General features: G+C 74.4%; 11 protein-coding genes. 3 read left to right on the top strand and 8 right to left on the bottom strand.

Translation table 11 applies throughout. The features are described 5' to 3' along the window. Nucleotides 1–54: 54 nt before the first annotated feature. The 3 genes from ACSRUE_RS43735 to ACSRUE_RS43725 all read left to right on the top strand — a co-directional run bounded on the left by ACSRUE_RS43735 (nt 55) and on the right by ACSRUE_RS43725 (nt 4,558). Nucleotides 55–258, top strand: a complete 204-nt coding sequence (locus tag ACSRUE_RS43735; protein ID WP_437297996.1) for a hypothetical protein — start codon at nt 55–57, stop codon at nt 256–258. Nucleotides 259–482: 224 nt separating this feature from the next. Next, nucleotides 483–2,897 (top strand): alkaline phosphatase PhoX, encoded by a 2,415-nt coding sequence (locus tag ACSRUE_RS43730; protein ID WP_441288755.1) that lies wholly within the window; start codon nt 483–485, stop codon nt 2,895–2,897. A gap of 8 nt (nt 2,898–2,905) precedes the next feature. Further along, nucleotides 2,906–4,558, top strand: coding sequence for a hypothetical protein (locus ACSRUE_RS43725; protein WP_441288754.1), 1,653 nt, complete (start codon nt 2,906–2,908; stop codon nt 4,556–4,558). A 52-nt stretch (nt 4,559–4,610) separates the two neighbouring features. Here ACSRUE_RS43725 and panD read toward each other — a convergent pair whose 3' ends face one another. The 8 genes from panD to ACSRUE_RS43685 form a co-directional block, all read right to left on the bottom strand. Next, nucleotides 4,611–5,000: an aspartate 1-decarboxylase gene (gene panD / locus ACSRUE_RS43720; protein WP_437761409.1), complete on the bottom strand. Its 390-nt coding sequence runs from the start codon at nt 4,998–5,000 to the stop codon at nt 4,611–4,613. Between the two features lie 140 nt (nt 5,001–5,140). Then, nucleotides 5,141–6,271: a hypothetical protein gene (locus ACSRUE_RS43715; protein WP_441288753.1), complete on the bottom strand. Its 1,131-nt coding sequence runs from the start codon at nt 6,269–6,271 to the stop codon at nt 5,141–5,143. 384 nt (nt 6,272–6,655) lie between these two features. After that, nucleotides 6,656–7,759 carry a metallophosphoesterase gene (locus ACSRUE_RS43710; RefSeq protein WP_441288752.1) on the bottom strand — a complete coding sequence of 368 codons (1,104 nt, stop codon included), beginning with the start codon at nt 7,757–7,759 and terminating at the stop codon, nt 6,656–6,658. Between the two features lie 92 nt (nt 7,760–7,851). Then, nucleotides 7,852–8,514 carry a DUF1232 domain-containing protein gene (locus ACSRUE_RS43705; protein WP_441288751.1) on the bottom strand — a complete coding sequence of 221 codons (663 nt, stop codon included), beginning with the start codon at nt 8,512–8,514 and terminating at the stop codon, nt 7,852–7,854. A gap of 51 nt (nt 8,515–8,565) precedes the next feature. Further along, nucleotides 8,566–9,645, bottom strand: coding sequence for a dipeptidase (locus ACSRUE_RS43700; RefSeq protein WP_441288750.1), 1,080 nt, complete (start codon nt 9,643–9,645; stop codon nt 8,566–8,568). Between the two features lie 4 nt (nt 9,646–9,649). Then, the gene (locus tag ACSRUE_RS43695) at nt 9,650–10,984 is read right to left on the bottom strand and encodes a serine/threonine protein kinase (protein ID WP_441288749.1); all 1,335 of its coding nucleotides are present in this window, start codon (nt 10,982–10,984) and stop codon (nt 9,650–9,652) included. Nucleotides 10,985–11,091: 107 nt separating this feature from the next. Then, nucleotides 11,092–13,689 carry a transglycosylase SLT domain-containing protein gene (locus tag ACSRUE_RS43690; RefSeq protein WP_441288748.1) on the bottom strand — a complete coding sequence of 866 codons (2,598 nt, stop codon included), beginning with the start codon at nt 13,687–13,689 and terminating at the stop codon, nt 11,092–11,094. A gap of 128 nt (nt 13,690–13,817) precedes the next feature. Next, nucleotides 13,818–14,219, bottom strand: coding sequence for a c-type cytochrome (locus ACSRUE_RS43685; protein WP_437761401.1), 402 nt, complete (start codon nt 14,217–14,219; stop codon nt 13,818–13,820). Nucleotides 14,220–14,335 lie beyond the last annotated feature (116 nt).

Raw genomic sequence — 14,335 nt, 5'->3', positions numbered from 1 at the left:
CGGCGCGCAGGGGAGGGCCTTGCGCCCAGCGGGCCCGCACTATAGGGACCCTTCATGCGAGCGCTCTGCCCCACCTGCGGCCTCCATCACGAGGTAGTCCGGGTCCTCGAAGACGGACACGGCGAGCAGCGCAAGGACGTCTATCAGGTAGAGCCGCTCCTCGGCTGCGAGCGCACCTGGATCTCGGACAGGGAGCTGCTCGAGGCGCGCGCGCGCTTCGGCCAAGACGTCGTCGTGCCCGACGAGGATGACGAGTAGCGCGGCGACGACGGCCGCGCGGTCATGACGAGCAGCGCGGCTCCGCCGGTCTTCTGAGGGCATCTTCGCCGTGGCCCCGGCGCGTGGCCGCCTGTCGTGCGGAGCTCATGACACGCCCGATCGAGGATCAGGCGATCTCTGACAACAACTCGTCGCGTGAGGGACATTGGGGCGCCACCGTCATCAGGCATCGTCTGCGGCCATTACCCGGCGGAGACGAGGAAATGATGACGAGGCGGACCCTGAGGACGGCGTTGCTTCTGGTGCTCGCTGGCGGTCTTGCCGCGATCGGGAGCGGTTGCGGCGAGGATGGCGCGAAGGGCGCGCCCGGGGCGCCCGGTGAACAGGGCGCACCGGGCAAGGACGGCGCGAACGGTGAGCAGGGAGAGCCCGGGGAGCAAGGGGTGCCCGGTGAACAGGGGGAGCCCGGTGAGCAGGGGAAACCCGGTGAGCAGGGGAAACCCGGTGAGCAGGGGGAGCCCGGTGAGCCGGGGAAGCCCGGTGCGCCTGGTGAGCCCGGAGCGCCAGGGGAGCCCGGCGAGGACGCGCCGGTGTGGAGCAGCGCTGCGAACCTCGCGGACTACGTGAGAGAGCGCGTCGCGCTGTTCGCCGCCGGCACCTTGCCCGAGGGCGAGCAGTTCCCGCTCCGCGCGGCCGCGACCGACACCATCCGGGCGCTCGCCGGCGTGCGCTCCGACATCGTGGTGACCTGGCTCGATCCGCTGACCGTCAGCACCGCGCCGGAAGCGCCCCGCTTCGGCGCCAACAACGATTACACGGCGTTCTTCGGCGAAGGGTGGGCCGCCACCGCGGGCGACGCGCCGCAGTGGAACGGCTCCGCCACCGCCGGGTGGCTCTGGGTCAACCACGAGTACGTCTCCGGGCGGAGCCCGACGGTCAGCTCCGCGCCGACAGGGCAGCACCTCACGCTGGCCCGGCACCTGCGCAAGCTCGGCGTCCTCACGAACGACGTCGAGTCGAACGTCTGGTCGCAGGCGGACGTCGACACCTATATCCGCTGGGAAAAGAAGGAGGTCGGCGGCTCCTGGCTCCGCACCGTGCAGGACCCGGCGACGGGCGCATGGTCGGTCGACCGGAGCGCGACCGCCGTCCGCTACGACGCCACGAGCAAGACGCTGAGCCGCGTCGCGGGGCACGAGCTCTCGAGTCCGGGCCACGACGACACGACCGGCGCGGCGCTCGCGGGCGGGCTCGTGGCAGGCATCATGGGCGACTGCGCCGGCGGGCAGACGCCGTGGGGCACGGTGATCACCGCCGAGGAGAACGTGCAGGACTACTACGGTGATCTCGAGGCGAGCTGGTCGGGCGATCAGCGGTTCCTCACCGGCCGGGGCTTCGACCCGGGCGCGCCGGTGAGCCCGGTCTTCGAGGCGAGCACCAGCGCGGAGTTCGGGCGCATCTCCGATCCGAACGGCCGGCAGCCGCGCGACCATTACGGTTATCTCACCGAGATCGACCCGGGGCAGCCCGCGGGCGAGTACGACGGCAAGACGCAGCCGGGCACGGGCCACAAGAAGTTCGGGTTCATGGGCCGCGCCCGCTGGGAGGCCGCGACGTTCGCGGTCGACGACGCGTGGAGGCTCGTGCCCGGTCGGCCGATCGTGGTCTACGGGACCGACGATCGCCGCGGCGGCCGCATCTACAAGTACGTGACCAGCGGCACGTACACGGCCGGGATGACGCGGGCGGCGATCCGCGCGCTGCTCGACGAGGGCACGCTCTACGCGGCGCACATGGCCGGGCTCGACAACACGACCGGCAACACCCTGGTCGCGACCCACGCGGCCCCGACCGAGGCGGCCCCGGGCACGGGGCAGTGGATCGAGCTCTCCGTCGACAGCGCCGCCATCGCGCCGAACGCGGCCGCGCTCGGCGACCCGGCCAGGACCGTCGGCGACGCGCTGCGCGACGTGACCTGGAACCGGATCGGCGGCTTCCAGACGGATTACGACGTCTGGCGCGCGCTGTTCACGGTGAGCAACAAGGTCGGGATCATGGAGCTGAACCGGCCCGAGGACATCGAGTGGAACCCGCGCGATCCGAGCGGCACGCCGCGCATCTACGTGGCGTTCACCAACCACACGGGGCAGACGTCGCTCGATCAGGGCGGCGCGGTCTTCGATCCGGCGACCCACGCGACCCAGTCCCCGAAGCGCGCGGACGCCGTGGGCTCGATCTTCGCCCTGGAGGAGTCCGACCCCGCGAACCCGGGCGCGTCGACCGAGTTCCTGTACTTCGAGGTCTGGCACGGCTCGAAGGGGCAGGGCGACTTCGACGCCTCCTGCCCGGACAACCTGCTCCTCGACCGCGATGGCGGCGTGTGGTTCGGCACCGACGGCAACTTCGGCGTGGCCTCGCACGCGGACGCCTTCTACTACCTCGATCTCGACCCCGCCCACCGCGCGGGCCAGCCGGGCGTGACCCGGCCGAGCTTCGGCAAGGCGTTCCGCGTCGTGGCGTTTCCGAGCGACGCGGAGGCGACCGGCCCGTCCTTCACGCCCGACATGGGCACGATCTTCATGTCGGTGCAGCACCCCGGCGAGAACGCCTACAGCACCTGGCCGAAGGGCGACGCCTCCCTGTCGAGCGTCATCGCGGTCACCTTCCTGCCCGAGTGATCCCCTCGATGCCCGCCCGCCGCGCGCGCCTGCTGTCCGCGCCCCTGGCCTTCGCGGCGGTGTCCGCCGTCCTCGCCGCGGGCGCGCGTTGCGGCGGGGGCGGCCACGACCCGCTCGCCGCCGCGGCCGCGCGCGCCGGGCACGCGGGCAACCCCGAGGCGTCGATCCCGCCGATGTGTTACGCGACCACGGCCAGCGGCGCGAACGGCTGCTGGACGTGCCACACGATCGGGATCGGCCCGAACACGCTCGCCGATCACGCGCTCCAGCGCGAGTACAGCTTCTCGGACGCGGCCCGGAAGAACCCCTGGACGAACCTGCTCGACGACCTCTCGGCCGCCGCCGCCCGGACGAGCGACGCGGAGATCCTCGAGTACATCCGGGAGGACAACTACGCGCCGCTGCGCGAGGCGCTCGCCGCGCGCCGGGATTACCCGGGCTATGTGCCGGATCTCGACCTCGGCGCCGGGCTCGACGAGGAGGGCTTCGCGCGCGACGGGAGCGGCTTCCGCGCGGTCCGCTACAAGCCGTTCCCCGGCAGCTTCTGGCCCACGAACGGCAGCGCCGGCGACGTGTTCCTCCGGCTGCCGGCCGCGTTCCGCGAGGACGCCTCGGGCGCGCCGTCGCGCGAGGTGTACAAGCTGAACCTCGCGCTGCTCGAGGCGGCGATCGCGTCGCCGTCGCCCCTGCCGAGGGAGGGCGCGGCCGGGCCCGCGGAGGCGGCCGCCGGGCGGGAGGTGGAGCCGGTGAGCGAGCTCCTCGCCGGCTTCGATCTCGACGGCGACGGCGCGCTCGAGCCCGCGGTGACGCGCGTCGTCCGCCTGCCCGCGCGGTACGCCGGCGGGGCGGCCGGCGTCCCGGTGCGGGCGTGGCTCTACCCGCGCGGGGCGGAGCTCCTGCACTCGGTGCGGTACCTCGACCCGGATCGCCCGGCGCTGCTCGCCGCGCGGATGAAGGAGCTGCGCTACGCGCGCAAGGTCGACGAGCCGGACGACTGGGCGATCGCGCGCGCGTACGAGCGCGAGGCGGAGGAGAAGGACGAGGGGCAGCCGCCGTTCCACCCGGGCGGGCCCGAGGTCGGCCTGCGCAACGCGTTCGGCTGGCAGCTCCAGGCGTTCATCGAGGACGAGCAGGGCCGGCTGCGGCTGCAGACAGCGGAGGAGCACCGGGCGTGCATGGGCTGCCACGGCGCGGTGGGGGTGACGGTGGATCACACCTTCTCGCTGGCGCGCAAGGTGCCCGGCGCGGCCGGATGGCGGCACCAGGACCTGCGCGGCATGCCCGACGTGCCGCAGGCCGGCCACGCGGAGCCGGAGGTGCTGACCTACCTGCGCCGCGCGCGCGGGGCCGACGACTACCGCGGGAACGCGGAGATGCTCGCCCGCTTCTTCCCGGGCGGCGCGCTGGATGAGGCCGAGGTGCGGCGCGGCGCGCCCGGCGGCGACCGCGATCTCGCGTACCTCGTCGCGCCGTCGCGCGAGCGGGCCCTCCTGCTGGACAAGGCCTACCGCGCCCTGGTCCGGATGCAGCGCTTCGAGGCGGGGCGGGATGTGGCGCTCGGGCCCGCGACGGGGATCCTGCGCGTCGTGGAGGGCGAGTCGACGGGCCTCGGCGAGGCGCAGCGCGTGTACCTCGACGGTCGGGCGCACCTCGCCTGGTGAGGCCTGGGCGGCGGCCCGGAGGGGCCTCGGCGCCCGGCCGGCCCGCGCACGCTCAGTTGGGCGCGAGCGGGCCCGGCGTCTCGGGCGGCTGGTCGGCGAGCGGCCGGTTGTGCCCGTCGACGCGGAGCACGCGCGGCGTGTGCCGCCGCGCCTCGGCGTCGTCCATGTCCGCGAACGTCGCGATGATCACGAGGTCGCCGGGCTGATTGAGGTGCGCCGCCGCGCCGTTGATGCACACGACGCCCGAGCCGCGCGCCCCCGCGAGCGCATACGTGGTCAGCCGGGAGCCGCGCGTCACGTTCCAGATGTCGACCGCCTCGTACGGCAGGATGTCGGCGGCCTCCAGGAGGTCGGCGTCGATCGTGACGCTGCCCTCGTAGTGCAGATCCGCGTGGGTCACGGTCGCGCGGTGGATCTTGCTCTTGAACATCCGTCGGTTCATGCGTGATGCCCTCTGCCCTTCCCGGCCAGGGACGGCGGCGCGCGCCGGGTCGAGCGCGCGCCGGGTCGAGCGCGCCCGCGGGTGAGGCGGGCCTCCCTCGCCAGGGGAGGGACGGGCTACCTCATGCGTGCAGGCGGCGGTCAGTCAAGGAACAATCGCTGCCGCAGGAGCCGGCCGCCCGCCAGGTGGATGGCGTCCTCGTCGGGCAGCGGGTCGTCCGGGCCTGGCAGCGCGTCGGGGTGGCCGACCACCAGGACGACCTCGCAGGGACCCACCGCGACGCCCCGGAACAGCTCCTCGCGCGTGCCCGAGATGCGCCCGCCGCCGGCGCCGTCCAGCGCCAGCTCCACGGACCACGGGCGCGCGCTCCCGCCCTGCACCAGAAAGGCCCTTACCGCGACCGGCGCCGGTACGCGCGTGCCGGGCGAGAGCGCGATCGTGAGCCTTTCGCCCCTGCCGACGTGGCGCGGGCTGCCCGGCCCGCGATCGCCCTGCTGTGGGCCGTCGCCGAGGGTCGTCGCGATCGTGTAGTCGGGGAGCGGGGCAGCGCCCGGCGCGAACGGCGCGGGCCGCAGCGCGAGCAGCGACACGAGCGCCGCCGACACGACCCAGCCGACCACGCCCACGGCCGCCCGGGCCCGCGCCGCCGGAGTCGTCCGCCGCGCGCTCCGCCGCTCGACGAGCAGCTCGGGGTGCAGCAGGCCCTTGCGCGGCGGCCTGGCGAGAGCCTCCGCGCCCTGGGCAGGCTGCCCGGGCGCCGCGCTCGAGCGCGCATCGCGCGGCGGCTCCGATGTCCCGGGCGGCACCGATTCTCCGTCGATCGTGCGACAGACCGGCGCGTCCGTGGTGGACGGCGCGCTCGTCCCGCTGAGCGAGTCGGCGTCCGCGCCCAGCGGCGCGGCATCGGCGACGTCGCTCGCCTCCTCCGCGTCGCAGTCCCACTCCTCGGGGCACCGGAAGCGGATCCCCGACTTCCGATCGACCGCTGGACGCGCCAGCGAAGGCGGCGCGGGCGCACCACCGCGCGGCTCCCGGAGCTGGGCGAGGAGCTGGTCGGCGAGCCGGGCGCGGGTCTCGTCATCGAGGGGCGGCCGGACTTCGCGCTCCTCCCGCCCGGCGCTCGCGCGCGCCGCGGTGTTCGCGGCGTCTCCCGGAGCGTCTTGCGCGCCCTCCGGGCGCGTCTCTTCGGCGAGCCTGCGCCAGCGCGGATCGGTCGTAGGATCCCGCTGCGCGATGCGCGTCAGGGCGCGCAGCAGCTCGTCGTCGTCCATCAGCCGCTCCCCGCGTCGAGCCACGCGGTACAGCGCTCGACCCGCTGGCGCCGGCTCAGAAGCGCGGGCGCAGCACGGGGGACCGGAAGGGGGGGGCGCCGCTCGCCGAGCGTCAGGGCAGGCACCCCGTCGCTCAGATTCGCCTCGTGGATCAGCGCGAGCGGTCGCTCGGGCATCTGATTCCCTTCCCCTGGGGATCGAAGAGCCCCAGTTTGCTATTCACGTTATCCGGTTCTCGCCTCGCCCGTCAATGGAGCTCGGGGCGCACCCGGGGGCCTCTCCCCCGGCGGTTCTTGGCGCGAGGCGTGGGCGTGGCTGTCAACGTGGACGTGGACGACACGCGATCGCATTGGGGACGGCGCTGAAGTTCTCTCACAATTACATCTATTTTTTCGGTTTGGTCGCGCTGGTCGCGCTGGCCGCGTTGGCCGCGTTGGCCGCCTCGGTTGCCTTGGTTGCGTCGGTTGCCTTGGTTGCGTCGGCCGTCAAGACGCGCACGGTGTCACCGACAATCTCCAGCGCCGCTGGTTTTCCGCCGTAATGCGACGCCATGCCGACGTCGATCCGCCAGACCTTGTCGCCGCAGGCCGACGTGGCGCCGTGCCTCTGGACCGTGTGGCCCACGACCATGCGCTTCGCGGACATCGCCGCGAGGGTCTGGTCCAGCGCCGCGCAGGGGGGCGACCCCGGGCTCGGCGGCGGGTCGCTCGAGTAGAGGCGCGCCCACACCGGGCTGTCCTCGGCCGCGATCACGGTCGGGGCGGAGGGGCTCTTCCCCTCCATCCACGCGCGCACCTCGCGGTTGATCCGCGCGATGCCGTAGCGCGTGTGGGCCGGGAGCACGCCGCCGTGCGTGAAGACGGTGTCGCCGACCGTGATGATCACGTCGCGCGCCGCCAGCTTCTTGGCGTAGAGACCGCCGGGGGCGAACGCGGCGGCGCGGGCTCGCGCGGGGGGCGGCACCGGCGCGAGGCGGGGGCCCGACGCGTCGAGCCCGGGCACGTCCTCGAAGTCCTTGAAGCCGCCCTCGGTGACGTAACGGAAATCGAGCTGGACGTTCATGACCTCGTGGTTGCCGTTCAGCGCGTACACGGCGCCGCCGGCGGCGCGCGCCTCGGCGGCGAGGCGATCGAAGAGGTCGACGATGATCTGCTCGTCGTCGCCGCGGTCGATCTCGTCGCCCGTCTGCACGAGCACGAGCTTGCCGCCGATCCAGCGATCCGCGCCGTCGATGGCGCCCGCGATCCGCAGGGCCGTGCGCGTCGCCGCGAGGTCGCCGTGGACGTCGCCGATGGCGACCACGCGATCGGCGGCCGGGTACGCGTAGGAGCGATCCGCGTCGGGCGGCGGCGCGGCCGGGGCTCCTGTCGAGCGCGAAGGCGGAGAGGTGGCGGCGGGGCTGTGCGCCGTCGAGGCGGGTCGGTCGGCGTCGCAGCCCGCGGCGAGCAGTGCGGCGAGCAGCGCGGTGAGGCGGAGAGCGGCTGACATCGGACGCGATCCTCCGGGGGATGATCGGGGGTGTACCATGGCGAGCGGTGGACGCGCCGCGGCGCGCCGCGGCGGCACCTCGATGCGCGCGATCAGGCCGGGAGCTTGGCGGAGAGGAATGATTTTAGCTTGATCAGATTCTTCGCGTCACGGCTGAAGCCCGGGGCGGTGTAGCTCGACGCCCAGCCGGTGATCTCGTGCATGAACGAGGTGCGGACCTGCTCGTCGCCGAGGATGTCGTCGACGGTGCGGCCGCGCGCGGCGCCCTTCTCCAGCGAGCGCACGTAGCCCTTGAGCCGGGCGTAGTCGCCGCCGAGCAGCTCGGCGATGAGCTCCGCGTCGCGGGCGAGCCGCGCGAGGGCCGGCGCCTGGTCGCGCAGCTCCGGGCTCTCCGCGGCGGCGAAGGACGCGGCGACGCGCAGCACGAAGGCGTCGTCGAGGAAGCCGAGATCCTCGATGCCGTCCGGGATGAGGTCGAGCGACTTGAAGAGGTAGTTGAGGCCCCCCGCGAGCGAGCGGCGCGTGGCCTCCGGGCTGTCCGGCGAGGCGAGCAGGCCCGCCAGATCCGTGGCGTCCGAGGCGAGGCTGCGCAGCCACTCGGGGAACGTGTCGAGACAGCGGTCGTCGAGATCGGTCATGGGATCCTCCCGGCGGGAGCCGGAGGGTAGTCCGAGGGGCGCGGCGCCGTCCACGCCATCCATGCAGACGAAGGCGCTCGCCGCCGCTTCGGGCGCCGGGCGCTGCGACCAGGACATCGTCGCCGTCGCGGGCGCGCGTCGCCGTCGCGGGCGCGCCGCGGCCCCCGGCTACGGGCGCGCGCCGCCGGCCGCGCTCGCGCTCTTCGCCTCCATCGCCGGCCGCCAGCCGAGGATGCGCAGCGCGTTCTGCGCGAAGATCTTCACCACGTCCTCGCGCGACATGCCGCGCTGCCTGAGCCGCGCGGCGAGCGCCGGCAGCGCCGACGCGTCGTCGAGCCCCCTCGGCGGGACGATGCCACCGTCGAAATCCGAGCCGATCGCCACGTGATCGACGCCTGCCACGCGGACCATGTGATCGACCTGCGCGACCACGTCGTCGACGTCCGCCTCGCTCGTGCCGTTCACGAAGGGGGCGTGGAAGTTGAGCCCCGCGACCCCGCCGCTCCGCGCGATGAGCCGCAGCTGCTCGTCCGTCAGGTTGCGCGGCCGGTTCGCGACCGCGCGCGCGTTCGAGTGGGTCGCGACGATCGGCGCGCCGCGCGCCGCGGCGATCGGGACGAGATCCGCGAACGCGGCGTCCGAGACGTGCGAGACGTCGATCAGGGCGCCCTGGTCGTAGACGCGCTCGCAGAACCGCTTGCCGAGCTCGGTCAGCCCGTACGCCGCCGGCCCGCCGGTCGCGGACGACGAGAGCCGCGTGTTCTTCGCGTGGTTCGGGCTGATGAGCCGCACGCCGCGCGCGATGAAGCGGTCGATCTGCGCGATGTCCGCCGCGAACGCGCCGGCCCCCTCGATCGAGAGGAACGTGCTGATCTTCCCCGGCTCGGCCCGCGCCGCGCCGAGCGGGAGGAGCACCGGGTTCGCGGCGATGATCGCCTCGATCGTCGCGAGGACCGCGCTGGCGTCCTCGATCTGCGGGCCCTCGGGGCGCGCCTGGTCGGGCAGGTAGATCGGCAGCACGATGCCGAGGTAGTGGCCCGCGACGAGCGTCTCCCTGCGGGCGTGGCCTTCGCCGAGGCGCCTGTCGCGCCCCTTGAAGTGGACCTGCCAGGGCACGTCGACGTGCAGATCGACGACCGGCACGGGGGGCTCCGCGGGCGGGTCGCCGAGCGTGGACCGCGGCGCGCCCAGGGCGCCGGCGGCGCAGGTGACGGCGAGCAGGGCGCGGACGCGGGCGCTCCCGTTCACGCGCTCACCCGCTCACCAGCACGCCGAGCGCGAAGCCGACGCCGAGGCACACGAGCCCGATGAGCCCCACGAGCCACCAGGCAGCGCCCTCCGAGCCCCCGCCCTCGGCGGCCAGGGGGACCTCCACGACCCGCACGTCGTAGTGGCCGCCCGTGAGCGTCGGCGCGCCGGCGGGCTGCTGCGCGCTGATGTGGGTCGGCCTGTTGGTCACCGAGAAGGTCGCCGTGGGCGCCACCGACGGGGACGCCTGGATGGGCGGCGCCGTCATGCGCGGCGGGGGCACCGTCGGGATCCTGGACGCGGCCGGCGGCACGCTCTGCACCGGCTGCGTCACGTTCTGCGGCGGCGGCGCCATGCTCTGCGGCGGCTGCGTCGCGTACTGGAGCGGCTGCGGCGGCGGCAGCGAGGGCAGCTGGTGCGTCAGCGCGGGCGCGTCGGGCCGCGCGCTGGGCGTCGCGATGCCCGTGCGGTGCGCGATGGCGCCCAGCGTCTGCGCCATCTCCTCGGCCGTCTGGAAGCGCCCGGCCACGTCCTTGGAGAGGGCGCGCTGGAAGAAGAGGCCCCAGGCCGCGAGGTGGGGCGCGACCTGCTCGATCGGGCGCACCTCCTTGGCGAGCACGGCGGTGAGCCGCGCGAACTCGTTCTCGGCGGGGAACGGCTGCGTCGCCGTGAGCATCTCGTAGAAGATCACGCCGACGCTCCAGAGATCGGCGCGCGCGTCGACGCCCTGCGCGTTCTTGATCTGCTCGGGGCTCATGTAGCCGGGCGTCCCGAGGAGCGTGCCGGCGCGGGTCTTCAGGCCCATTCCGCCGGCCGCGTCCATCACCTTCGCGATGCCGAAGTCGAGCACCTTCACGCGGAAGCCCCCGCGCGGATCGCGGATGAGGAACAGGTTCTCCGGCTTCAGATCGCGGTGGATCACCTTGTGGCTGTGCGCCGCCATGAGCGCCTGGAGCACCTCGTGGATGATCGGCACGGCCTGCTGCGGGGGGATCGGGTTGCCCGTGTCGATGTACGCGGCGAGCGGGACGCCCTGCAGGAGCTCCATGACGAGGTAGGGCGTGCCGTCCTCGGCGCGGGTCGCCTCGAAGACCGAGGCGATGTTCTGGTGGACGAACCCCCTCGTCGCCTCCGCCTCGGCGAAGAAGCGGTGGAGGACCTGCTCCTCCTGCGTGAACTCGGGGTGGAGCACCTTGATCGCCCGCTTGCCCTCGCCGCGAAGGCTCTCGGCCTCGTAGACCGCGCCCATACCCCCCTCGCCGAGGAGACGCAGGATCCGGAAGCGCCCGTTGAGCACGGCGCCCACGAGCTGGTGGGAAGGGCTCGACGGGTCGATCACACGCGGACTCTACCAAAGCTTGAGCGCGGCCAGCTCGCCGAAACCTCGGCGGCGTTTGGCTTCCGGTTCCGCCGGCGCTCCGGCGCGCGGCTCCGCCGGCGCGGCGGTCAGGGCGCGGCGTTCGCCACGGCCGAGCGCGCGGCCGGGCTCGCGGGGAGCGGCGTCCGCAGGGCCTCGCCCGGCTGAGCGCCGGCGTAGAGGAGCTCGTAGACGGCGAGGCTCGTCATCACGCGCTTCGTGTAGAGCCGCGTCTCCTCGTACGGGATGCGCTCGACCCACAGGTCGAAGCTCTGCGAGGGGCGCTCCGCGATCCATCGCTTCGGCGCGCCGCCCCCCGCGTTGTAGGCGGGGATCGCGAGCAGGGGGTTGTCCGAGAACTGGCCGCGCAGCTGCGAGAGGTAGCGGCAGCCGAGCGCGATGTTGACCTCGGGGCGCTTCAGCGCGTTGGCGCTCCACGGCAGCCCGAGCGGCTTGGCCATCCGCTTCGCGGTCGGCACGATGAGCTGCATCAGCCCGAACGCCTGGGCCGGCGAGGCCACCCTCGGGTCGAAGGCCGACTCCTCGCGCATGATCGCGTAGGCGAGGGCCTCGGGGATCCCGCTCCGCTTGGTCTCCGCGGTGACGACGCCCGCGAAGGGGCGCGGATAGGCGAGCTCCCACGCGCCGCGCCAGCGCCCGACCGGGTAGTGATCGACCCACTCGCCCGCGAGCTCGACGGCCGCCGGCGCCGCCATGGCGGTGCGCAGGATGCTGTACGACTGCGGCAGCGCGCCCGCGCGCGCGAGCAGGAACGCCGAGGCCCACATCACCTCGCGCGGCGCCGTCTTGCCTCCGACGCCGAGCAGATCGAGCTCGCGCCGCGCGAGCCTCGCTTCCCCCTGGCGCGCGAGCTCGAGCGCGCGCGTGAACGCGGGCTGCGCGAAGAGCGGGCTCCTGAGCTCGGTGTACGGCGCGCTCGCGTCGCGCTCCAGGGCCGCGGACAGGGCGCGCTCGGCGGCGGCGGGGTCGACGTCGGCGAGCCGCGCGTGGGAGAGCGCCATGTAGAAAGAGAGCGGGTAATCGCGGATCACCTGCTCGAGCAGCGCCTTCCCCTTGTCGGGCGAGCCCGTCTCGATGTGGGCGCGCCCGAGGTAATAGGGGAGCCTGCCGGCGGCGTGGTACGCCCGTTCGTGCGGGAACCGCTCGAGCGCGCGCTCGAGCGGCCTGACCGCGCCCGCCCAGTCGCCGCGCTCCATCTCGAAGAGCGCGAGCTCGAACAGGCCGTCGGCGACCATGTCGCCCGACGGGTAGTCGTCGGGCATGGCGGTGAGCAGCTGCACGAACTGCGCCTGGTCCCCGAGCCCGAGCAGCGCGCGCGCGCCGAGGTAGCGCGCGTCGTCCGCGAGCCGGTGCTCCGGGTACTCCTTCTCGATCAGCGCGAAGCGCGCGGCCGCCTCGGCGTGCCGATCGACGCGGAGCGACGCGCGCCCGGCGTTGTAGAGGGTCTCGGGCCGCCGCGGGGCGGGCGCGCTCGCACCTGCGGCGGGCGTCACGCCTGCGGCGTCGGGCGCGCTCGCGCCCGCGGCGGGCGTCACGCCTGCGGCAGCGGGCGCCGCGCCTCCGGCGGCGGGCGCGGCCGGCCCGCAGCGCTCGATCGCCGTGCCGAAGAGGTCGGCGGCCTCGGCCCGCCGCCGGAGGCGCCCGAGCGCCTCGCCGCGCGCGGCGAACGCGTCGCAGGCGAAGGCCGAGGGCGCCTGCGCCTCGGGGAGGGCGATCAGCGCGTCGGTGACGGCGAGCGCCTCCTTGTCCTGGCGCGAGGCGAGCAGGGCGCGCGCGCGGGCGAGCAGATCGGCGGGGCCCAGATCGAGGAACGGCTTGCGCCGCGCGAACGGCAGCGTCGACAGGGCCTGGTCCTGGATCTCCTTCGCCTCCCCGGCGCCGGCGCCGCCCGGCGCCTCGTCGATGACGCGCCGGGCGACCCGGATCGCCTCCTCGGCGTGGTCTTGGCTCGGGTGGCGGAGCAGCGCGCGGGCGAAGCGGAGCGCCTCGGGCACCCACGTCGACGCCGGCCAGCTGCGGGAGAGGTACGCGCGCCAGCGCGCGGCCGCGCCCTCGATGTCGCCCTTGTCGGCGAGCGCGCCGGCGACGATGCGATCGAGCTCGTCGGCGATCGCGACGTCCGAGGCGACGGCGCGCGCGCGCTCGAGCGCCGCGTCGGGCTGCCCCGCCCTGGCGAGGAGATCGGCCGCCGCGAACCTCGCGTGATCCGCGAGCGGCCCGCCCGCCGCCGCGGCGGCGTCGTACTCCTTCGCCGCACCCACGGGATCGCCCGCGAGGACGCGCAGCCGCCCGAGCTGGTAGCGGAACGCCGCCGCGTCCGCGGGCGACAGGGGCGCCGAGAGCGCCTGCGCCATCGCCGCGGCCGCGCCCGCGTACGCCTCCTGCTCGACGAGCTTCTGCACCTGCGCGAGCCGCGGGTCGTCCAGCACGAGGGTGAGGCGCTCGGGGTCGAACGCCGGCGCCTCGCCCGGCGTGCCCGGGACGACGGGCCCCGCCGGCGCTGCGCTCGCCGGGGGCGCCGGCTGCGGGCAGAGCGGCGGGCAGGCCGCCGCCCCGCGTTGCGCGGGGGGCGCGCCGGCGCACGAGGCGCCGAGCGACGCGGTCAGCGCGAGCGTGGCGGCCAGCGCGAGCGCGGCAGCCCCGGAGCGGGCATCCAGCCTGAACATGGCTGCACCATACTCCGGATCGCGCGGTCGCACAGCGATCGAGGCGAGCGGTGAGCCGCCGGCGCGCCCTCTCGTGAGCTGGCGCGCCGGCGTTCGGACGTGAGAGGCGGGCGTGGCGGGGCGCGGCGTTACTGGGCCGCGTCGCAGGCGAGGTAGACCCGGATGGCCTCGATCGTGTCGTCGGAGAGCTTCGCGCCGATGGGCATCCCGTCCGCGCCATTCGCCCCGCCGATCTGGATCTCCTCGAAGATCTCCTCCGCCTCGGCCCTGACGCTGGCGGGGTCGTCGACGTTGACGTCCTCCGGGGCGTTGATGCGGGACGCGCCCATCGAGGTCGTCAAATGACAGGGCACGCACTGGCTCTGGAGCGCCTGGTAGCCCATGTCCGCCTGCGCGGTCGAGTCGGGCGGACAGTCGCCGAGCGTCGATCCCCCGGAGCTCTCGCCCCCGCCGTCATCGCCGCCGCAACCTTGGAGAGCGCCAATGACAAAGGGCGCGAAGCAGAGCAAGAGCATCGTACGAACGGGCATCAAAGCACCTCAACAGCTTGTTAGGGGAAGGGGAGCGAGCCGGAGCCGAGCCTCCGGCCATGCAGGCCGGCCGGGCGCTGCGCGCCGATGGTGCCTGGGGCCGCGCACCGGGTCAA

Source organism: Sorangium sp. KYC3313, assembly GCF_052075895.1.
GTDB lineage: Bacteria > Myxococcota_A > Polyangia > Polyangiales > Polyangiaceae > Sorangium > Sorangium cellulosum_B.
The sequence above is the reverse complement of the archived record's forward strand: the minus strand, read 5'-3'. Positions and strand labels throughout refer to the sequence as shown.